The sequence below is a fragment of the Herbidospora sakaeratensis genome, assembly GCF_001570525.1.
Lineage (GTDB): Bacteria > Actinomycetota > Actinomycetes > Streptosporangiales > Streptosporangiaceae > Herbidospora > Herbidospora sakaeratensis.
The window spans coordinates 1-19553 of sequence record NZ_BBXC01000027.1 but is presented as its reverse complement, the minus strand read 5'-3'; the positions used below and the strand labels follow the sequence as shown (position 1 = coordinate 19553).

Sequence of the window (19553 nt, the reverse complement as noted above, 5' to 3'; positions counted from 1 at the left end):
ATCTCTGAGTTATTACCCGATTACGGGGAGTTCGGTCGCGCGACACTCCTTTCGAAGGCAAAGAAAAAGTCCCGGCCCGCCCAAGGCGAACCGGGACCACGCTGCTGGAACTAGTGCGAGAAGTGCCCGCGGTAGTACTGGAAGACGAAGCCGATCGTGCTCATGATCACCGCGAAGACGCCGATGATGAAGAGCCACCAGCCGATGACGAAGCCGAAGAACGTCAGCGCGGCCGACAGGCACACGAACAGCGGCCACCACGAGTGGGGGCTGAAGAAGCCCAGCTCGCCCGCGCCGTCACTGATCTCGGCCTCCTTGTCGTCCTCCGGCTGCTCGCCGATGCGACGGGCCGTGAACAGCAGGTAGTAGCCGATCATGAAGGCGAGGCCCACCGAGATCGCCATCGCGGTGGTGCCGGTCACCTCCTTGGACCAGAACCAGTAGACGATGTCGGCAGCGGCGAAGAACGCGCCGGTGAGGATGAACATCCATCCCTGGACCTTCACGACTTGACCTCCTCGATCTCCGGCTGGGCCTGACCAGGCGTGATGTGCGGGTACTTGAGGTCGAACGCCGGGCGCTCCGACCGGATGCGGGGCAGCCGGTGGAAGTTGTGCCGCGGCGGCGGGCAGGAGGTCGCCCACTCGAGCGAACCGGCGTAGCCCCACGGGTCGTCGACCGTGACCTTGGGCGCGTTGCGCCAGGTCGTCCAGACGTTCCAGAGGAACGGCAGGGTGGACGCGCCCAACAGGAAGGCGCCGACCGAGCTGATCATGTTCAGGTCGGTGAAGCCGTCGACCGCCGCGTAGTCGGCGTAGCGGCGCGGGAAGCCGATGACGCCGAGCCAGTGCTGCACCAGGAACGTCAGGTGGAAGCCGAAGAACAGGGTCCAGAAGTGGACCTTGCCGATCTTGTCGTTCAGCATCTTCCCGGTGAACTTCGGCCACCAGAAGTAGAAGCCGGCGAACATCGCGAACACGACCGTGCCGAACACCACGTAGTGGAAGTGGGCCACCACGAAGTAGGAGTCGGAGATCGAGAAGTCGAGCGGCGGCGAGGCCAGGATGACGCCGGTCAGACCGCCGAAGAGGAAGGTGACCAGGAAGCCCACCGCGAAGAGCATCGGCGTCTCGAAACTGAGATGCCCTCGCCACATCGTGCCGATCCAGTTGAAGAACTTCACGCCGGTCGGCACCGCGATGAGGAACGTCATGAAGCTGAAGAACGGCAGCAGCACCTGTCCGGTGACGAACATGTGGTGCGCCCACACCGTCACCGACAGGCCGGCGATGGCGATGGTCGCGCCGACCAGGCCGATGTAGCCGAAGATCGGCTTGCGGCTGAAGACCGGCAGGACCTCGGTGATGATGCCGAAGAACGGCAGGGCGATGATGTAGACCTCGGGATGGCCGAAGAACCAGAAGAGGTGCTGCCACAACATCGCGCCGCCGTTGGCGGCGTCGAAGACGTGGGCGCCGAGCTTCCGGTCGGCCTCCAGCACCAGCAGCGCCGCCGCGAGCACCGGGAAGGCCAGCAGCACCAGGATGCTGGTGAGCAGGATGTTCCAGGTGAAGATCGGCATGCGGAACATCGTCATGCCGGGCGCGCGCATGCAGATGATCGTGGTGATGAAGTTGACCGCGCCGAGGATGGTGCCCAGGCCCGACAGGGCCAGACCCATGATCCACAGGTCGCCGCCGATGCCCGGCGAGGTGACCGCGTTCGACAGCGGCGCGTAGGCGGTCCAGCCGAAGGCGGCCGCGCCGCCCGGGGTGAAGAAGCCGCCGACGGCGATGATGCTGCCGAACAGGTAGAGCCAGTAGCTGACCATGTTCAGACGGGGGAACGCCACGTCGGGGGCGCCGATCTGGAGCGGCATCAGCTCGTTGGCGAAGCCCGCGAACAGCGGGGTCGCGAACATCAGCAGCATGATCGTGCCGTGCATGGTGAACAGCTGGTTGAACTGCTCGTTCGAGACCACCTGCAGGCCCGGCTGGGCCAGCTCGGCGCGCATGACCAGGGCCATGACGCCGCCGATGAGGAAGAACACGAACGAGGTCATCAGGTAGAGATGACCGATGATCTTGTGGTCGGTCGTCGTCAGCCACTTCACGACGACGGAACCCTTGCGGTAGGGCCGGGCGGAAATGCCCGCGCCTTCGGCATGCGCGGTCACTGTGCGCCTCCCGCGGCGGACTGGGTGGTCATGTACTGGTCGAACTCCGCCTGCGGGACCAGCTTGACCGAGAACAACATCTTGCTGTGGTCGACGCCGCACAGCTCGGCGCACCGTCCGAAGAACACCCCGGTCTTGTCGAGGGTGTCGAGCTCGAACTTGTTGTGCACGCCCGGGATGACGTCCTGCTTGAAGAGGAACGCCGGCACCCAGAACGAGTGGATGACGTCGGGCGACTCAAGGGCGAACTCGACCTTGGTGCCGACCGGCAGCACCAGCTGCGGGCCCTGCGGGTTGGTCGTGCTCTGCTTCGACAGGTCGACCGGGACGCCGGCCACCGTCGCCGTCTTGCCCTGCGCCTCGGTCGTGAAGCGCCAGCTCCACTGGTAGCCCTCGACCTTGACCTTCACCGGGGCGGTGCCGGAGACCTTGATGATCTCGGCCTCGTCGCGCGCGGTGAAGTAGAAGAAGACCGCCACCATGACCAGCGGAACGAGCGTGTAGAGCATCTCGATCGGCAGGTTGTACCGCACCTGGGGCGGCAGCTGCTGGTCGGAGTTCTTCCGCCGGCGGTGGAACAGCACCGACCACACGATCAGGCCGAAGACGACGACGAACGTCGCGAAGGCGGCCACCCACGAGCCCAGCCACAGGTCGAGCATCAGGTTGCCCTGCCGCGTCTGCGGCTCGGGCTGGGCCAGCCGGGACCACTGGTCTGCTGCCTCGGAACTACACGCCGACGCGGACGCGACCAGAACCGCCACACCGGCGAGACTGGGCAGCCGGCGGCGGGCCAACGATCGCCGTGTCGTACGGCGGGTCGGACTCACGGATCGCCTACCCCACACTTGAAGCCCACGGGGCACACCCCTGGGCGGTTTTCGAGGATTCCACACAGCCGGGGGAATCTTCTCCCCCGCTTTACTTGATTCACTTCAATGCCGAGACACTTTAGCGCGGACCGGCACCGGTCCTCGTTCCAGCCCCCGTTAATGTCCTCACTGTGGCGTACCTCGACGCGGCATCGACCGAGCCCCTCCACCCCGCGGCCCGCGAAGCCCTGCTGGCGGCCCTCGACGTGGGGTGGGCCGACCCCGCCCGGCTCTACGGTTCGGCGCGCCGGGCGCGGCTGCTGCTCGACCAGGCGCGGGCCGAGATCGCCGAGGTGCTGGGCGCGCGGCCCGACGAGTTGTCGTTCACCACGTCGGGCACGCAGGCCGTCCACCTGGGCGTCCTCGGCGCGCTGCAGGGACGGCGGCGGGCCGGGCGGCACCTCGTGGTGAGCGCCGTGGAGCACTCCAGCGTGCTGCACGCCGCGGGCGTGCACGAGGGCGCCGGAGGCAGCGTGCAGACGATCGGGGTCGCCCTCTCCGGGCGGGTCGACCTGCCCTCCTTCGCCGAGGCGGTGGCCGCCGAAGGAGTCGCCGTGGCGGCGCTCCAGACGGCCAACCACGAGGTGGGCACCCTCCAGCCGGTGGCCGAGGCGGCCGAGGCGTGCCGGGCGGCCGGGGTGCCGCTGGTGGTCGACGCGGCCCAGTCGGCCGGGCGGCTGCCGATCCCGCCGGGCTGGTCGGTGCTGGCGGCCAGCGCCCACAAGTGGGGCGGGCCGGCCGGGGTCGGGGTGCTGGCGGTGCGCAAGGGCACCCGCTGGCGCTCGCCCTACCCGGAGGACGAGCGGGAGCTGCGCCGGGTGCCGGGCTACGAGAACGTGCCCGCCGTCGTGGCCGCCGCGGCGGCGCTGCGCGCCCGCGCGGCCGAGTCGGCGGCCGAGAACGCCCGCCTGTCGGCGCTGGTCGACCGGATCCGCGCCGAGGTGCCGCGCGTCGTGCCCGACGTCGAGGTGATCGGCGATCCGGTGGACCGCCTCCCCCATCTGGTGACCTTCTCGTGCCTGTACGTCGACGGCGAGGCGCTCCTGACCGAATTGGACAAGGCCGGTTTCGCCGTCTCGTCAGGAAGTTCGTGCACGGCGAGTACGCTTCGTCCATCACACGTGCTGGAGGCGATGGGCGTGCTTACGCATGGAAACGTCCGGGTATCGCTGCCCCGTGGGATTCCCGAAGACGATGTCGACCGGTTCCTCATGGTTCTCCCCGACATCGTGCGTCGCGTCCGCCAGCGTCTGGGGGTGCAGTGATCTGGCGTAAGAAGTCGCCCGAGCCGCCTGCCGAAGCGCCCGCGCCGGTGGTGCCGTCGGCCGCGCTGACCATCGACGCCCTGGGCCGCAAGTGCCCGATTCCGATCATCATGCTGGCCGAGCGCGTCGGCGAGGTGCCCGTGGGGGCGGTGATCTCGGTGCTGGCCGACGACCCGGCCGCCTTCACCGACATCCCGGCCTGGTGCCGCCTGAAGTCGCACCAGCACGTCGAGAGCTACGAGCTGCCCCGGGGCGGCTGGGCCATCCACGTCCGCCGGCAGTACTGAAAAAGGCCGCCCCTCGGGGCGGCCTTTTCGTGTGGGACCTACGGGCGCAGGCAGCGCAGGTGGGCGCCGATCTCCTCGGCGGCGTCCTTGCCGTAGCAGGCGCCGAACCGCTCGAGGAAGTCGGCCTGGCCGAGCTCGTACTCCTGGCCGCCGACGCGCTCCAGCACGTGGGTGGCGGTGAGGTTGCCGATCTGGGCGCAGCGCTCCAGGCTCAGGCCCCAGGTCAGGCCGGCCAGGAAGCCCGAGCGGAACGCGTCGCCGACGCCGGTCGGGTCGGCCTTGCCGCGCTCGGGGGCCGGGGAGACGTGGACCGACGGCTCGCCCTTGCGGTCGATGCGGGAGCCCTTGGGGCCGAGCGTGGTGACCCGGACGCCGACGCGGTCGAGGACCTCTTCGTCGGACCAGCCGGTCTTCTGCTCGATGAGCCCCTTCTCGTAGTCGTTGGAGAAGAGGTAGGCCGCGCCGTCGATCAGCTCGCGGATCTGCTCGCCGGGCATGCGGGCGAGCTGCTGGGAGATGTCGGCGGCGAAGGGGATGCCGCGCGACCGGCACTCGGCGGTGTGGCGCAGCATGGCGTCGGGGTCGTTGGGGCCGACCAGCACGAGGTCGAGGCCGCCGACGCGGCTGGCGATCGGGCCGAGCTCGATGTTGCGGGCCTCGGCCATGGCGCCGGTGTAGAACGACGCGATCTGGTTGTGGTCCTGGTCGGTGGTGCACAGGAACCGGGCGGTGTGGTGGAGCTCGGAGATGTGGACGGAGTCGCAGTCGACGCCGTGGCGCTCCAGCCACGACCGGTAGTCGGCGAAGTCGTCGCCGACCGCGCCCACGAGGATCGGCCGCAGCCCCAGACCGCCCATGCCGAACGCGATGTTGCCCGCGCAGCCGCCCCGCCGGATCTCCAGTTCGTCGACGAGGAACGACAACGACACGCGGTCGAGCTGCTCGGCGATGAGCTGGTCGCCGAAGCGGCCGGGGAACGTCATCAGATGGTCGGTCGCGATGGAGCCGGTGACGGCGATGCGCACGGGGTGATCTCCTCGTTGTCAGCAGCGCGTGGACGCCCGCCGGATCGCGAGCCCCGCAAGAATACGCGATATTCCGGCCGACCCGGGACATGACGAGACACCCGCGCGCCCGAGCAGGTGCGCGGGTGTCTGGCCTGGCGCTCCTTAGTTGAAGGAGTCGCCGCAGGCGCAGGAACCCGTGGCGTTCGGGTTGTCGATCGTGAAGCCGGACTTCTCGATCGTGTCGACGAAGTCGACCGTCGCACCGATCAGGTAAGGGGCGCTCATCCGGTCGGTCACGACCGAGACGCCGCCGAAGTCGGAGACAACGTCGCCGTCCATCGAGCGGTCGTCGAAGTAGAGCTGGTAACGGAGGCCGGAACAGCCCCCCGGCTGCACGGCGACGCGGAGGTGGAGGCCCTCCTCGCCCTGCTGCTCCAGCAGGCTGCTGACCTTGGCGGCGGCCGCGTCAGTCAGGATCAGGCCCTGCTTCGTGGTCTCGCTGCTCTCAACCGACATCTTGGTGACTCCCAGCGTCTGTATCTGACGTCCTTCTAGAACGTTAGCAACACGTTGGCCCTGTCCCTACATTCCCGGTCCGGACACCCCAGGGGAATACCTCCCAAAGCGGATGTGTAATTATTAGTCGTCAGTTCGACGATAAGTCCCCGAAGGGGGTGTGGTCGTGACGACCACGAGTCTTCCGCTCTTCGTCCTCGGGCAGGGCGTCGACCCGCACAGTGAACGCGGTGTCGACTGCCCCGGTGAGCTGCCCCCCGCGTCCGACCCGGAGCTGGTGGCGCGGGCCCGCAAGGCCAAGGAGGCGCTCGGCGACCGGCTGTTCGTGCTGGGCCACCACTACCAGCGTGACGAGGTCATCCAGTTCGCCGACGTGACGGGCGACTCCTTCAAGCTGGCCCGCGAGGCGGCGGCCCGGCCCGAGGCCGAGTTCATCGTGTTCTGCGGCGTGCACTTCATGGCCGAGTCGGCCGACATCCTGACCTCCGGCAGCCAGAAGGTGATCCTGCCCGACCTGGCGGCCGGCTGCTCCATGGCCGACATGGCCACCTTCGACCAGGTCGAGGAGGCCTGGGAGGTGCTGGAGGACGCCGGGATCGCCGGGGTCACGGTGCCGGTGACGTACATGAACAGCAGCGCCGACATCAAGGCGTTCTGCGGGCGGCACGGCGGCGCGGTGTGCACCTCGTCCAATGCCAAGAGGGCCCTCGACTGGGCCTTCGAGCAGGGCGAGAAGGTGCTGTTCCTGCCCGATCAGCACCTGGGCCGCAACACCGCCGTGCTGGAGATGGGCCTGTCGCTGGACGACTGCGTCGTCTACAACCCGCACCGGCCCAACGGCGGCCTGACCGACGAGCAGCTCAGGAACGCCAAGATGATCCTCTGGAAGGGTCACTGCTCGGTGCACGGCCGCTTCACCGCCGAGAACGTCGACGACGTGCGGGCCCGGGTGCCCGGCGTGAACGTGCTGGTGCACCCCGAGTGCCGCCACGAGGTGGTCACCAAGGCCGACTACGTGGGCTCGACCGAGTACATCATCAAGCAGCTGGAGGCGGCCCCGGCCGGCTCGACCTGGGCCGTGGGCACCGAGCTCAACCTGGTGCGCCGGCTGGGCACGATGTTCCCCGACAAGACGGTCATGTTCCTGGAGAAGACCGTCTGCTACTGCTCGACGATGAACCGCATCGACCTGCCCCACCTGGTGCGCTCGCTGGAGTCCCTGGCGGCGGGACAGGTCGTGAACCAGATCACGGTCGACCCCGAGACCACCCACTGGGCCAAGGTCGCGCTCGACCGCATGCTGGCGCTGCCGTAGCGGCTAGCGGAGCTGGAAGACCACCGTGACGTTGACGCCCACCGACTGGCGGCCCGGCGAGATCGACTTGTCGGCCGCCATCAGGTGGACGCCCTCGAACGGGATCGGCGCCCGGCCCTCGCCGTCTTCGTGGACGCTCACCACCCGGCCGAGCCGGCGGCCGGCCAGCCTGGCGTACTGCCGGGCCTTGGCCGCGGCGTCCTTGTAGGCGGCCTCGCGCGCGGCGGCCAGCGCCCTCGCGGGGTCGCCGATCTCGAAGGAGATGCCGCTCAGGCGGGCCTCCTCCCCGGCGGAGGCCACCGCGTCGACGACCCGGTCGGCGCGGTCGAGGTTGCGGACGAGCACCTCGACGCCCTGGCCGGCGCGGTAGCCGGCGACCTTCGGGTAGTCGTCGTACTCGGGGCCGAGGGAGATCTCGCTGGTGCGCAGGTCGTCTTCGTCGACGCCGGCGCCGAGCAGGGCGGCGCGGAGCTTCGCGGCGGCCTTGCGGGCGTCGCCGAACGCGGCCCCGGCGCTCGCGCGACGGACCTCGACGCCGGCCTGGAGACGCATGCGGTCGGGGGCCGCCGAGACGGCGCCGTTGCCGATGACGGTGATCTTCGCGTCGTCTGCCACGAACCCGGCATACCCGGCCGGCGTGGAGGCGAACGCCGCCGGGGTGGTCAGCAGTCCGGCGGCGAGGAAGGCGGCCGCGGTCGCGTACCTGAAGGTGATCATGGGCGCGATCTCATCACCGGCCCGGCCCGCGCGGCGGCCGCGCCACGCGTCCTTGGTCACATCGTGGAGTTGTCGGCCCACCGTTTGAGCAGGGCGGCGTCGCCCTCGACGGAGTAGTCGCCGTAGCCGCGCCGGCCCCACATCAGCAGCAGGATGTCGGCCGCCGTCGAGGTGCGCACGGTGACCTCGCCGGGCATGGCGGACGGCTCGTGGGTGTAGCCGTCGGGGTAGAGGGTGACCAGGAACCCCGCTCCGGTGTCGGACTGCCACGACAACCGCTCGCCGTCGCCGGTCAGGTCGCGGGGCTTCCAGTCGGCGTAGGGGAGGTTGTCGAGCAGCTCGCTCACCCCGTCGGCGGCCACGGCCTCGTCGATCCGCGGCGGGTGGCCCAGGGCGATGGCGGCGTCGGCGCCGTGGACGGCGTTCTCGCAGAGCTGGCGGCGGGCCCACCAGACCACGGGGCGGGGACCGGCCCACGTCCAGACGACCGTCGAGGGGTCGTGGGCCAGCAGGGCCGTTCTCAGGGGTTCGGCCCCGGCCGCGAACCAGTCGGCGTAGCCGGCGTCGTCGGCGGGCAGGCCCAGGTCGATCGAGGCCCGGTCGACCTGGTCGCGGCGGGCCTCCCCCGCCACGACGGCGGCCCTGCGGTGCGTGCCGCCGGTGTGCTCCACCAGGTCGCGCAGGGTCCAGCCGGGGCAGGTCGGCACGGGCCTGGCCAGGTCGTGACCTCTGATGGCGTCGGCCATGGCGGTGATCTGCGCGGCGACCGCGTCGGCGTACTCGTGCTGGTCCACTGGCCTCCCTACAAGCCGGGCGCTCCCCACACCGCGAACCAGCGGGACAGGTCGGCCTCGATGGGCAGGTCGCCCGCGAGCGTGCCGCGCGCCTGCAGTTCCAGGGCGTTGTCGCGCCGCTGGCCCGGCAGTGGGGCGAACGGGTAGAACGTGCCCTGCTTGTAGAGATATACCAGGGCGAGCCGCCGCCCGGCGGGGTCGGCGAAGACGACGGTCGTGCACAGCAGCGCGGAGCCGAACCCGGCGGCCTCCAGGCTGGAGTGGGCCCCGTGGAGGTTGGTCACCAGCGCCGACACGTCGTCGTCGCGCACGGTCAGCCAGGTGAAGCCGTAGTCGTCCTGGCTGATCTCGGGGCTGCCGACCAGGGCCCGCACGTCGTCCTGGAGACGCGCGAACGCGGCCCCCTCTGCGGCGCGGAAGCAGACCGAGCCCACCCCGGCGGGCCCGAACGCGGTCGCGACCTGCAGCGTCACCGCGGCCGACGGCAACGCGAACAGCGCGTCGAGATCGGGCCTGGCCTGCTTCGACCGGCCGAGCAGCGCGTCGAACCAGCCCATCAGGCCTCCCTGCCGAGCTCGCCGGAGATCCGGGCGAGCTGTTCGAGCCGCTTCTCCAGCGGCGGGTGGGTGGCGAACAGCGACGCCACGCTCGCCCGGTTCAGCGCGGGCGCGAAGTAGAACGCGTTGAACGACTGCGCCTCGCGCAGGTCGCGCGTCGGGATGCGGGCGATCTCGCCGGACACCTTGGTCAGGGCGCTGGCCAGCGCCGACGGCCGCTGGGTGAGATAGGCGCCGGCCCGGTCGGCGGCCAGTTCGCGGTAGCGCGACAACAGCCGGGTCAGCACGAAGCTGACGCAGTAGACGATCGTGGAGACCAGCACGATGATCAGCCCGATCGGCAGGCCGCCCTGGTTGTCGCGGTTGCGGCCGAGGCCGGTGTAGAGCGCGAACCGGGTCATCAGCCCGGCCACCACACCGAGGAACGAGGCGATCGTCATCACCGCGACGTCGCGGTGGGCCACGTGGGACATCTCGTGGGCCAGGACGCCCTCGAGTTCGGGCGGATCGAGCCGCCGGAGCAGGCCGGTCGTCACGCAGACGACGGAGTTCTTCTGGTTGCGCCCGGTGGCGAACGCGTTGGGCACGTCGCTGTCGGCGACGGCCACGCGCGGCTTGGGCATGTCGGCCAGGGCGCTCAGGCGGTCGATCACGGCGTGGAGCTGCGGGGCCTCCTGCGGTGACACCTCCCTGCCGCCCATCGCGTACAACGCGATCTTGTCGGAGAAGAAGTACTGCACCAGCAGGAAGCCCGCGGCGATGACCAGGACGACGACCGCCCGCGCCCCGACGGCGATGAGCGCCGCCACGAACACGACGTAGAGCAGGCCGAGCAGGAACATGGTCAGCACCATGCGGCGGGTCAGCCCAGAATCGGGCCTGAACCGGGACATGACGCTAACCCGGGATGAGCCCCTGGTCGCCCAGCATCTCCCGGACCTCGTCGATCGAGGCGTCCGCGGGGGGCAGAATCAGCTCAGACGGTTCAAGGGCATCGTCCGCGAGGGGCTTCCCGACATGGCGGACCTTGTCGAGCAGCGCGTGCAGCGCGGAACGGAACGTGGTCTCGTCGTCGGCCTCGATGGCCGACTCGAGTTCGGTGTCGAGGGCGTTGAGCACGCCGAGATCGCCGTCGGCGATCTGGACCTGCCCCTCCCCCATGATTCGCACGATCACTACTGTGCCTCCCCCGGCTGACGGTACTGCTGGGTGTGCTGGGGCTGCGGCTGGGCCGCGGGCTGCCCCTGCTCGATGGCGCTCTTCGGCGCCGGGCCCTGGCCCAGCTCGGCCTTCATGCGGGCCAGCTCCAGCTCCACGTCGCCCCCGGCGCCCATGCGGTCGAGCTCGGACTGGATGTCGTCGCGCTGCCCGGTGTAGTCGTCGAGCGCGCCGCTGGCCAGCAGCTCGTCGATGGCGCCCGCGCGGGCCTGCATCTGGGCCGTCTTGTCCTCGGCCCGCTGGATCGCCAGGCCGACGTCGCCCATCTCCTCGGAGATGCCGGAGAAGGCCTCGTTGATCCGGGTCTGCGCCTCGGCGGCGGTGTAGGTGGCCTTGATCGTCTCCTTCCGGGTGCGGAAGGCGTCGACCTTGGACTGGAGACGCTGGCTGGCGAGCGTCAGCTTCTCCTCTTCACCCTGCAGGTTGTTGTACTGGATGCGCAGGTCGGCCACCTGGGCCTGAATGGCGGTGCGGCGCGAAAGGGCGTCGCGGGCCAGGTCTTCGCGACCGGCGGCCAGGGCGCTCTTCGCCTGCGACTCACGCTTGGCGGCCTCGGCCTCGGCCTGGTTGATCTGCAATTCGACCCGCTTGCGGCTGGTCGCCACATCCGCCACGCCGCGCCGCACCTTCTGGAGCAACTCGAGCTGGCGCTGATATGAGTAGTCCAGGGTCTCCCGCGGATCCTCCATTTTGTCCAGGGCCTTGTTGGCCTTGGACCTGAAGATCATGGAAAGTCTCTTCATCACGCTCATGCGCGTCGGCCGTCCCCTTCTTAGGTTGTGCGTGGGTAACCCCAGCCGTTTCAAGCCCCGCAAAGGCGGCCAAGGCCGCCTGGGTTCACCCTACGCATAACGCACGGGGGCGTCACTAAGTTGCACTCCCGGTACGCTGGACAACGTGTTCCGACGTCGTACCCAGACCACCACGGACGCTACCCCCGTCCCTGATGTTGATCCTAAGCCTGTGACGACCCCGGCGAAGGGCCGTCCGACGCCGAAGCGCGCGGAGGCCCAGGGGCGCCGGCGGTCTCCTGTCACGGCTCCGAAGAACCGCAAAGAGGCCTATCGCCAGGCCCGCGAGCGTGACCGGCTGCTCCGCGACAAGGCCCGCGAGGGCATGATGCGCGGCGAAGACCGGTATCTCCCGGCCCGTGACCGCGGTCCGGTGCGGAAGTTCGCCCGCGACTTCGTCGACGCCCGGCGGCTCCCGGGGCAGTACTTCCTGCCGGCGGTGCTGGTCATCATGCTGCTGTCGATGATCCCGTTCCCGCTGGAGATCCGGCGCTGGGTGCTGACCGTCTACACGATGTCGCTGCCGGTGGTGCTGGTGCTCGTGGTCGGCAGTTCCTTCTACGTCGCGGGCAAGGTCAAGAAGCTCGCCGCCGCGAAGTTCCCCGACGAGGACCTGAAGGGCGTCGGCTTCTACGCGGCCATGCGGTCGTCGCAGATCCGGCGGCTGCGCTTCCCGAAGCCGACCGTTCAGCCTGGTGGCGCACCGGTTCCCGACAGCTCCCCCAAGAAATAGAACTTCGTTCTGGTTGTCTAGAGTTGGCCCATGGAATTCCGCCATTTGGGCCGAAGTGGCCTCGTCATCAGCGAGATCAGCTATGGCAACTGGATCACCCACGGCTCCCAGGTCGAAGAGGAGGCCGCCCGCGCTTGCGTGAAGGCCGCCCTCGACGAGGGCATCACGACCTACGACACCGCCGACGTCTACGCGGGCACCCGCGCGGAGGAGGTGCTGGGCCGCGCCCTCCAGGGCGTCCGCCGCGAGTCGCTGGAGATCTTCACGAAGGTCTACTGGCCGACCGGGCAGGGCCGCAACGACCGGGGCCTGTCGCGTAAGCACATCATGGAGTCGATCAACGGCTCCCTGCGCCGCCTGCAGACCGACTACGTCGACCTCTACCAGGCCCACCGCTACGACTTCGAGACCCCGCTCGAGGAGACGCTGCGGGCCTTCGACGACATCGTGCGGCAGGGCAAGGCCCTCTACATCGGCGTCAGCGAGTGGACCGCCGATCAGATCGCCGCCGCGCTGAAGCTGGCCGACGAGATGGGCTTCGACCGCATCGTCTCCAACCAGCCGCAGTACTCCGCGTTGTGGCGGGTCATCGAGGGCGAGGTCGTGCCGCTGTCGGAGAAGGAGGGCATCGGCCAGATCGTGTTCTCGCCGATCGCCCAGGGCGTGCTGACCGGCAAGTACCTGCCCGGCCAGCCGCCGCCCGAGGGCTCGCGCGCCCTCGACCCCAGCGGTGGCAACTTCATCCAGCGCATGCTCGACGACGACCTGCTGACCCGCGTCCAGGAGCTCAAGCCGGTCGCCGCCGACCTCGGGCTCTCGATGGCCCAGTTCGCGGTGGCGTGGGTGCTGCAGAACGGCAACGTGTCGTCGGCGATCATCGGCGCCTCGCGGCCCGAGCAGGTGCGCGACAACGTCAAGGCGGCCGGGGTCAAGCTCGACGCCGACGTCATGAAGAAGGTCGACGACATCCTCGGCCCGGTCGTGGTGAGCGACCCCTCCCTCACGAGTACCAACGCCCCCAAGAAACGCCCCTGAAAACAAAAGGCCCGCCATCATCGGCGGGCCTTTTTCATTCCTGTGGACGCAATGACATTCCCTGGTATTCAACCCGGTCGCCGTCGAGCAACGTCACCTGTTCGACTCCGGATTCCAGCAGGTCACGCCAGCTTTCTCCGAGCCACGACTCCGCGTCGGCCTGACTGGGAAATACCTCGCGCGACAAATCGGCGGCGGATACCTCACCACCATTAGCGTTTTCATAACGCCAGCGCCATGTCATGCCTATGCTCCTGTTCGCGGCCGGTCGTTCCCTCAAGGGGAAATCCGAAGGGTGCCTGGGAACCCTATCTCCCCGAGATCTCCCCGAGCGTCGTCACCCGAGCACGGAGGCCATTCCATGCTGCCCTCACATCATCACAAAACGCTGATCCGCGTCGTCCTCGGCGCGCTGGTCCTGGCCGCGGTCTCGGCGTTCGCGCCCCAGCCGGGCCCCGACACCCCCCGCCAGTGGACCTTCTGGCAGAGCGACGGCCTGGCCTGGCTCGCGCCGGAGGCCGGCGCCGTGCCGGCCGACGGCTCGGTCATCGGCTGGCGCTTCGGCGTCTCCCCCGACGGCGCCGGCACCGACTCGCCCCGTGAGGTCCCCGCCTTCGCCGACGTCTGCGGCACGCAGGCCGCGGGCTCGGGGCAGAAGCGCGTCGTGCTGGCGGTCGACTTCGGCGACGGCGAGGTCGACGCCTACCCCGGCGACACCCCGCCCCCGAGCACCGTCACCTGCGTCGTGGCCCCGGCGTCGGCGACGTCCCTCCAGCTGCTGTCGTCGGAGACGACCCGGCCGAGGGTCGACGACACCGGCAACGTCCTGGCCGTCAGCGGCTACCCGGCCAAGAACACCACGACCGGCGAGGAGCTGCCGATCAGCCGGGCCGCCGGGGCCCCCGCAGCCCCCGCGCCGGAGGAGGACGGCGCGCCGGTCCTGCTCATCGCGGGCGGCGCGGTCGCGGTCGCGGCGGGGGCAGGCGTCTTCTTCCTGCTGCGCCGCCGGTCGGCCTGAAACCTGTTCCCCCAGCGCCGAACCCGCGCACGGCGACCGCCGCCCGGCCCTTTAGGGTTTCGGGCGGCGGTCTCCTTGTCTGGACGGATTCCGCCGGCCCGGGGGAACGAGGGGAGACGGGGTTGAAGGTCGAGCTGAGCGGGACCGGCGGGCCCGGGGGGTGGCCGTCCGACGGGTGCGCCTCGTGCCGGTCGGTGCGGCGGGAACGGCGGCCGCTGTCGGTGGTCGTCGACGACAACGCGCCCCTCGACGGCTACGAGCTCACCCGGACCGACGACGGGGACATCGTCGTCGGGCCCGACGGGGGCAGTCTGCTGTTCGCCAACGGGCCCGGCGGCACCGGTCCAGGGCCGGCGTTCGACCTGGTGCTGATCGACCTGCTCGACGACCCGTTCCGGCTCGGGGCGCTGCGCGCGCGGGGGCTGGTGAACCGGGCGACGCGGGTGGTGGCCGTGGGGCTCGACCACCGGGTCAGGTCGGAGGCCGAGCTCGACCGGCGGCTGGCGTACTGGGGCGCGGTCCAGGTGCCCGACGGTGCGGTGCTGGAGACCGCCGACCGGGCGGCCCACGACCCGGCGGGCCCCCACCGGGCGATCCTGCTGGGCGGGACCCGCTCGGGGAAGTCGGAGGAGGCGGAGACGCGGCTCGCCGGCGAGCCTGACGTCCTCTACGTCGCCACCGGCGACGCCCACGGCGACGCCGCCTGGGCCGGCCGGATCGCCGCCCACCGTGACCGGCGCCCGGCCCACTGGCGGACCCGGGAGACGCGCGACCTGGAAGACGTGCTGGCGGCCGAGACCGGCGCGGTGCTGATCGACGGGCTGGGCACCTGGCTGGCGGGCGTCTTCGACGACCTCGCCGCCTGGGACGACCCGGGCCGGATCCGCGGCGCCTGCGACGGGCTGGTCGCGGCCTGGCGGGCCACCCGGGCCCGGGTGGTCCTGGTCAGCGACGAGGTGGGCCTGGGGGTGATCCCCGAACACGCCTCGGGACGGGTCTTCCGCGATGCCCTCGGCGAGCTGAACCGCCGCCTGGCCGACGAGTCGGAGGAGGCCGCCCTGGTCGTCGCGGGCCGCGTCACCCCGCTGCCATGACCCTCCGGAACTGGATCGGCGCCTGGTGGCTGGCCGTCTCCCTGCTGAGCGTGCTGCCGGTGCCCCGGCACGCGCCGGTCGACGCGCGGGTCGCCGGGCGGGCGATGGTGCTCGCGCCGCTCGTCGGCGTGCTGCTCGGGGTGGTCGCCGCGCTCGTCTTCCAGGGGGCCTGGTGGCTGGGGCTCGGCGGCACGACGTCGGGGCTGCTCGCGATCGGCACGCTCGCGGCGCTGACGCGGGCGCTGCACCTCGACGGGCTCGCCGACCTGGCCGACGGCCTCGGCAGCCGGAAGGCCGCGCCCGAGGCGCTGGCGATCATGAAGCGGTCCGACGTCGGGCCCTTCGGGGTGGTCACGCTGATCTTCTGCGTGGGGCTCCAGGTCAGCGCGCTGGGTCAGGTGGGGCCCCACGTTCTGTGGGCGCTGCCCGTGGCCGTGGCGACCGGAAGGCTGGCCGTCACCTGGGCGTGCACCCCCCGATTCCGGGCAGCGAGGGAGGAGGGGCTGGGCAGCCTCGTCGCGGGAACAGTGCGGGTGCCCGGGGCGTTGGCGTCTACTGGCACCTTGGCGATCGTCGCTATGATCGCGTTTCGCGACGTTCCGGTGCTGGTCAGCGCGGTGCCAATCGGGCTGGCCGCCGCCTGGGTCATCCTCGCCACCGCCGTCAGGCGGCTCGGGGGGATCACGGGGGATGTGCTCGGGGCGCTCGCCGAGGTCGCGACCGCGGCGTGCTTGCTCGCCAGTGCGGTGACGTTCACCGACCCGTAAACATCCCCCAACCTATTGGTAGGACGAACCCGAGTTTATGAGTACGGAGAAAGCACAGCTAGCATCGGCTCACGTGACCACAGTGCGCGTCAATGCATCTGACACGGTCTCCATAGAGACCGATGCCCTCGTTATCGGCATCCACGCCACCCCGCAGGGCCCACAGGCCGCGGCCGGGGCCGCCGGGGTCGACCAGGCCCTGGGCGGACGGCTCGCCGCCACGCTGACCGCGATGGGTTTCGCGGGCAAGCCCGAGGAGATCGCCAAGTTCCCCACGTTCGGCGCGATCCCGGCGCCGCTCGTCGTGGCGGTGGGGCTCGGTGCCCCGCCCGCCGACGGCGAGTCCCTGGAACTGGAGACCCTCCGCCGCGCCGCGGGCGCCGCCGCCCGCGCGCTGGCCGGCACGGCGTCGGCCGCGGTCGCGCTGCCCGCCGCCACGACCGAAGAGGTCGAGGCGGTGGCCATCGGCAGCCTCCTGGGGGCCTACGTCTTCAGCCGCTACCAGACCAACGGGCAGCAGAGGGCGCCGCTGGCCGAGGTGGAGCTGGTCACCTCCGCCCCCGAGGCCGAGAGCGCGGTCCGACGCGCCGCCACGCTGGCCGACTCGGTCACGCTGGTCCGCGACCTGGTGAACACCCCGCCGTCCGACCTGTGGCCGGCCCGGTTCGCCGAGATCGCCGAGGAGATCGGCGGCAAGAACGGGCTGAGCGTCGAGGTGCTCGACGAGATCGCGCTGAAGGAGAACGGCTACGGCGGCATCGTCGGCGTGGGCCAGGGCTCGTCCCGGCCGCCGCGGCTGGTCCGGGTCGCCTACTCCCACCCGCAGGCCGCCAAGACGCTCGCGTTCGTCGGCAAGGGAATCACGTTCGACTCCGGCGGGTTGTCACTCAAGCCGTCCGCGTCGATGGACTGGATGAAGTCCGACATGGGCGGCGCGGCCGCCGTGCTCGGAGCCCTGCTGGCGGTCTCCCGCCTCGGGCTCCACGTCAACGCCGTCGGCTACCTGTGCCTGGCCGAGAACATGCCCTCGGGCACCGCCCAGCGGCCCTCCGACGTGCTGCACACCTACAGCGGCAAGACCGTCGAGGTCCTCGACACCGACGCGGAAGGACGCCTCGTGCTCATCGACGGCATCGCCCGCGCCGCCGAGGACTCGCCCGACCTGATCGTCGACGTCGCCACGCTGACCGGCGCGCAGATCGTCGCCCTCGGGTGGCGGACCGCCGGGGTCATGACCAACGACGACGACCTGCGCGGCGCCGTGGTCGAGATGGCCGGGGCGCAGGGCGAGAGCGTGTGGGGCATGCCCCTGCCCGCCGAGCTGCGCAAGGGGCTCGACTCGCAGGTGGCCGACATCGCCAACCTCCACCCCGAGCGGTGGGGCGGCATGCTGGCGGCGGGCGTGTTCCTGCGCGAGTTCGTCCCCGAAGGGGTTGACTGGGCCCACATCGACATGGCGGGACCGGCCTTCAACAAGGGCGAGCCCTACGGCTACACCCCCAAGGGCGGCACCGGAGCCATCACCCGCACGCTCGTCGCCATCGCCGAGCGCTATGCGGGCTGAGCGCACGATCATCCAAGACAAGTGAAAAGATGCCGTACCACGGCAGTATTCATTAGGGAGCTTTCCAGTGGCTGAAGGCAGCGGCCCCTTCGACATCGTTGTCCTAGGCGGCGGTAGCGGCGGCTACGCCTGCGCCCTGCGGGCGGCCGAGCTCGGCAAGAGCGTCGTTCTCATCGAGAAGGCCAAGGTGGGCGGCACGTGCCTCCATCAGGGGTGCATCCCCACCAAGGCGCTGCTGCACGCCGCGGAGCTGGCCGACCAGGCGCGCGAGGGCGAGTCGTTCGGCGTCAAGACCCGTTTCGACGGGATCGACGTGCCGGGCGTGCTCGCCTACAAGGACAAGGTGATCAGCGGGCTCTGGAAGGGCCTGCAGGGCCTCATCAAGAGCAAGAAGATCACCGTGGTCGAGGGCGAGGGCCGACTCACCGGTCCCAACCAGGTCACCGTCAACGGCGAGGTCTACACCGGGCGCAACGTGGTGCTCGGCACCGGCTCGGTGCCGAAGTCGCTGCCCGGCCTCGACATCGACGGCCAGCGGGTCATCACCAGCGACCACGCCCTGGTCCTCGACCGGGTTCCGTCGTCGGTGATCATCCTGGGCGGCGGCGTCATCGGCGTCGAGTTCGCCAGCGTGTGGCGCTCCTTCGGCGCCGAGGTGACCATCGTCGAGGCGCTGCCCCACCTGCTCCCGCTTGAAGACGAGTCCAACTCCAAGCTCCTGGAGCGGGCCTTCCGCCGGCGCGGCATCAAGTACGAACTCGGTCAGCGCTTCGAGAGCGTCAAGACCACCGACACCGGGGTCGTCGTCACCCTGGAGGGCGGCAAGACCCTCGACGCCGAGCTCATGCTGGTGGCCGTCGGGCGCGGCCCGGTCTCCTCCGGCCTCGGCTACGAGGAGCAGGGGATCTCGATGGACCGGGGCTACGTCCTGGTCAACGAGTTCTGCCAGACCAGCGTCCCGGGCGTCTACGCCGTGGGCGACCTCATCCCCACGCTGCAGCTGGCCCACGTCGGCTTCGCCGAGGGCATCATGGTCGCCGAGCACATCGCGGGCCTGCCGGTCGTGCCGATCGACTACGACGGCGTGCCGCGCATCACCTACTCCGAGCCCGAGGTGGCCTCGGTCGGCATCAGCGCCGCGACCGCGCGCGAGCGCGGCCACGACGTGGTCGAGCTGAGCTACAACCTCGCGGGCAACGGCCGCAGCAAGATCCTGCAGACCCAGGGCGAGGTCAAGGTCGTCGCCGAGCGCGACGGGCGCGTGCTGGGCGTGCACATGGTCGGCGCGCGGGTCGGCGAGCTCATCGCCGAGGCCCAGCTGATCTACAACTGGGAGGCCACGGCGACCGACGTGGCCCAGCTCATCCACCCTCACCCGACGCAGTCCGAGGCCCTCGGCGAGGCCATGCTGGCCCTGGCCGGCAAACCCCTCCACGTCCACAACTAAGAGCCCTCTAAGGAAGACGAAGACTCACCATGCCTGTCTCCGTAACCATGCCCCAGCTCGGCGAGAGCGTGACCGAGGGCACCGTCACCCGCTGGTTGAAGTCGGAGGGCGACCACGTCGAGGCCGACGAGCCGCTGCTTGAGGTGTCGACCGACAAGGTCGACACCGAGATCCCCTCGCCCTCGGCCGGGTACCTGACGAAGATCCTGGTCTCCGAGGACGAAACCGTCGAGGTCGGCGCCGAGCTCGCCGTCATCGACTCCAACGCCGCCAACGGCGGCGCGCCGGCCGCGCAGGAGGAGCCGCCCGCCGCGGCCCCCGCGCCGGAACCGGAGCCCGAGCCGGAGCCCGAGCCGGTGCAGGCCGCCGCGCCCCAGCCC

Annotated in this window: 23 protein-coding genes; 11 read left to right on the top strand and 12 right to left on the bottom strand. The window is 70.4% G+C overall.

The features are described 5' to 3' along the window. Window positions 1-110 precede the first annotated feature (110 nt). From AW271_RS35950 to ctaC, 3 genes are read right to left on the bottom strand one after another with little or no spacing between them, the layout of a single operon-like run. Window positions 111-506, bottom strand: coding sequence for a cytochrome c oxidase subunit 4 (locus tag AW271_RS35950; RefSeq protein ID WP_062342447.1), 396 nt, complete (start codon window positions 504-506; stop codon window positions 111-113). Further along, window positions 503-2176, bottom strand: a complete 1674-nt coding sequence (gene ctaD, locus AW271_RS35945; RefSeq protein WP_062342445.1) for an aa3-type cytochrome oxidase subunit I — start codon at window positions 2174-2176, stop codon at window positions 503-505. Before ctaD ends, AW271_RS35950 begins: the two co-directional genes overlap by 4 nt. Continuing rightward, window positions 2173-2940: an aa3-type cytochrome oxidase subunit II gene (gene ctaC, locus AW271_RS35940; protein ID WP_231515278.1), complete on the bottom strand. Its 768-nt coding sequence runs from the start codon at window positions 2938-2940 to the stop codon at window positions 2173-2175. Before ctaC ends, ctaD begins: the two co-directional genes overlap by 4 nt. Window positions 2941-3179: 239 nt before the next feature. Here ctaC and AW271_RS35935 point away from each other — a divergent pair, with 239 nt between their 5' ends. Both AW271_RS35935 and AW271_RS35930 read left to right on the top strand, forming a co-directional pair. Continuing rightward, window positions 3180-4313 (top strand): cysteine desulfurase family protein, encoded by a 1134-nt coding sequence (locus tag AW271_RS35935; protein WP_062342443.1) that lies wholly within the window; start codon window positions 3180-3182, stop codon window positions 4311-4313. Between the two features lie 47 nt (window positions 4314-4360). Continuing rightward, complete coding sequence (locus tag AW271_RS35930; protein ID WP_062342441.1) at window positions 4361-4600, top strand: sulfurtransferase TusA family protein; 240 nt, start codon at window positions 4361-4363, stop codon at window positions 4598-4600. Window positions 4601-4638: 38 nt separating this feature from the next. On the opposite strand, the gene AW271_RS35925 is transcribed toward AW271_RS35930, so the two are convergent. Together AW271_RS35925 and AW271_RS35920 are read right to left on the bottom strand one after the other, a co-directional pair. After that, window positions 4639-5625: a carbohydrate kinase family protein gene (locus AW271_RS35925; protein ID WP_062342439.1), complete on the bottom strand. Its 987-nt coding sequence runs from the start codon at window positions 5623-5625 to the stop codon at window positions 4639-4641. A gap of 144 nt (window positions 5626-5769) precedes the next feature. Next, window positions 5770-6123: a HesB/IscA family protein gene (locus AW271_RS35920; RefSeq protein ID WP_030450477.1), complete on the bottom strand. Its 354-nt coding sequence runs from the start codon at window positions 6121-6123 to the stop codon at window positions 5770-5772. A 160-nt stretch (window positions 6124-6283) separates the two neighbouring features. On the opposite strand from AW271_RS35920, the gene nadA reads away from it, so the two are divergent. Continuing rightward, window positions 6284-7438, top strand: coding sequence for a quinolinate synthase NadA (gene nadA, locus AW271_RS35915; RefSeq protein WP_157554988.1), 1155 nt, complete (start codon window positions 6284-6286; stop codon window positions 7436-7438). Between the two features lie 3 nt (window positions 7439-7441). On the opposite strand, the gene AW271_RS35910 is transcribed toward nadA, so the two are convergent. From AW271_RS35910 to AW271_RS35885, 6 genes are read right to left on the bottom strand one after another with little or no spacing between them, the layout of a single operon-like run. Next, window positions 7442-8155, bottom strand: a complete 714-nt coding sequence (locus tag AW271_RS35910; protein WP_062342581.1) for an SIMPL domain-containing protein — start codon at window positions 8153-8155, stop codon at window positions 7442-7444. 56 nt (window positions 8156-8211) lie between these two features. Continuing rightward, window positions 8212-8949: a maleylpyruvate isomerase family mycothiol-dependent enzyme gene (locus AW271_RS35905; RefSeq protein WP_062342437.1), complete on the bottom strand. Its 738-nt coding sequence runs from the start codon at window positions 8947-8949 to the stop codon at window positions 8212-8214. 8 nt (window positions 8950-8957) lie between these two features. Continuing rightward, window positions 8958-9506 carry a PspA-associated protein PspAB gene (gene pspAB / locus AW271_RS35900; RefSeq protein ID WP_062342435.1) on the bottom strand — a complete coding sequence of 183 codons (549 nt, stop codon included), beginning with the start codon at window positions 9504-9506 and terminating at the stop codon, window positions 8958-8960. Then, a complete protein-coding gene (htpX, locus tag AW271_RS35895; protein WP_062342433.1) occupies window positions 9506-10399 on the bottom strand; it encodes a zinc metalloprotease HtpX in 894 nt (297 codons plus the stop codon). The genes pspAB and htpX overlap by 1 nt, the downstream gene beginning before the upstream one ends. Before the next feature lie 4 nt (window positions 10400-10403). Beyond that, entirely contained in the window at window positions 10404-10682 is a 279-nt protein-coding gene (gene pspAA, locus AW271_RS35890; protein ID WP_062342430.1) for a PspA-associated protein PspAA, read from the bottom strand. After that, entirely contained in the window at window positions 10682-11476 is a 795-nt protein-coding gene (locus AW271_RS35885) for a PspA/IM30 family protein (protein ID WP_083949962.1), read from the bottom strand. The genes pspAA and AW271_RS35885 overlap by 1 nt, the downstream gene beginning before the upstream one ends. Before the next feature lie 211 nt (window positions 11477-11687). Between AW271_RS35885 and AW271_RS35880 the strand changes: the two genes are divergently transcribed. Together AW271_RS35880 and AW271_RS35875 are read left to right on the top strand one after the other, a co-directional pair. Next, window positions 11688-12248 (top strand): DUF3043 domain-containing protein, encoded by a 561-nt coding sequence (locus tag AW271_RS35880; protein ID WP_245653363.1) that lies wholly within the window; start codon window positions 11688-11690, stop codon window positions 12246-12248. 30 nt (window positions 12249-12278) lie between these two features. Next, complete coding sequence (locus AW271_RS35875) at window positions 12279-13283, top strand: aldo/keto reductase family protein (protein ID WP_062342424.1); 1005 nt, start codon at window positions 12279-12281, stop codon at window positions 13281-13283. 34 nt (window positions 13284-13317) lie between these two features. On the opposite strand, the gene AW271_RS39215 is transcribed toward AW271_RS35875, so the two are convergent. Then, window positions 13318-13527, bottom strand: coding sequence for a hypothetical protein (locus AW271_RS39215; protein WP_081898196.1), 210 nt, complete (start codon window positions 13525-13527; stop codon window positions 13318-13320). 117 nt (window positions 13528-13644) lie between these two features. On the opposite strand from AW271_RS39215, the gene AW271_RS35870 reads away from it, so the two are divergent. The 6 genes from AW271_RS35870 to AW271_RS35845 all read left to right on the top strand — a co-directional run. Next, window positions 13645-14301, top strand: a complete 657-nt coding sequence (locus AW271_RS35870; protein WP_062342422.1) for an SCO2322 family protein — start codon at window positions 13645-13647, stop codon at window positions 14299-14301. Window positions 14302-14423: 122 nt separating this feature from the next. Next, a complete protein-coding gene (locus tag AW271_RS35865; RefSeq protein WP_062342420.1) occupies window positions 14424-15395 on the top strand; it encodes a bifunctional adenosylcobinamide kinase/adenosylcobinamide-phosphate guanylyltransferase in 972 nt (323 codons plus the stop codon). Further along, the gene (locus AW271_RS35860; protein ID WP_062342418.1) at window positions 15392-16162 is read left to right on the top strand and encodes an adenosylcobinamide-GDP ribazoletransferase; all 771 of its coding nucleotides are present in this window, start codon (window positions 15392-15394) and stop codon (window positions 16160-16162) included. Before AW271_RS35865 ends, AW271_RS35860 begins: the two co-directional genes overlap by 4 nt. A 37-nt stretch (window positions 16163-16199) precedes the next feature. After that, window positions 16200-17726: a leucyl aminopeptidase gene (locus AW271_RS35855; RefSeq protein WP_083977734.1), complete on the top strand. Its 1527-nt coding sequence runs from the start codon at window positions 16200-16202 to the stop codon at window positions 17724-17726. Between the two features lie 67 nt (window positions 17727-17793). Next, on the top strand, window positions 17794-19173 hold the full coding sequence (lpdA, locus tag AW271_RS35850) for a dihydrolipoyl dehydrogenase (protein ID WP_062342414.1): 1380 nt from the start codon (window positions 17794-17796) through the stop codon (window positions 19171-19173). A 29-nt stretch (window positions 19174-19202) separates the two neighbouring features. Next, a partial coding sequence (locus tag AW271_RS35845) for a biotin/lipoyl-containing protein (protein ID WP_304608198.1) occupies window positions 19203-19553 on the top strand: 351 nt, incomplete at its 3' end.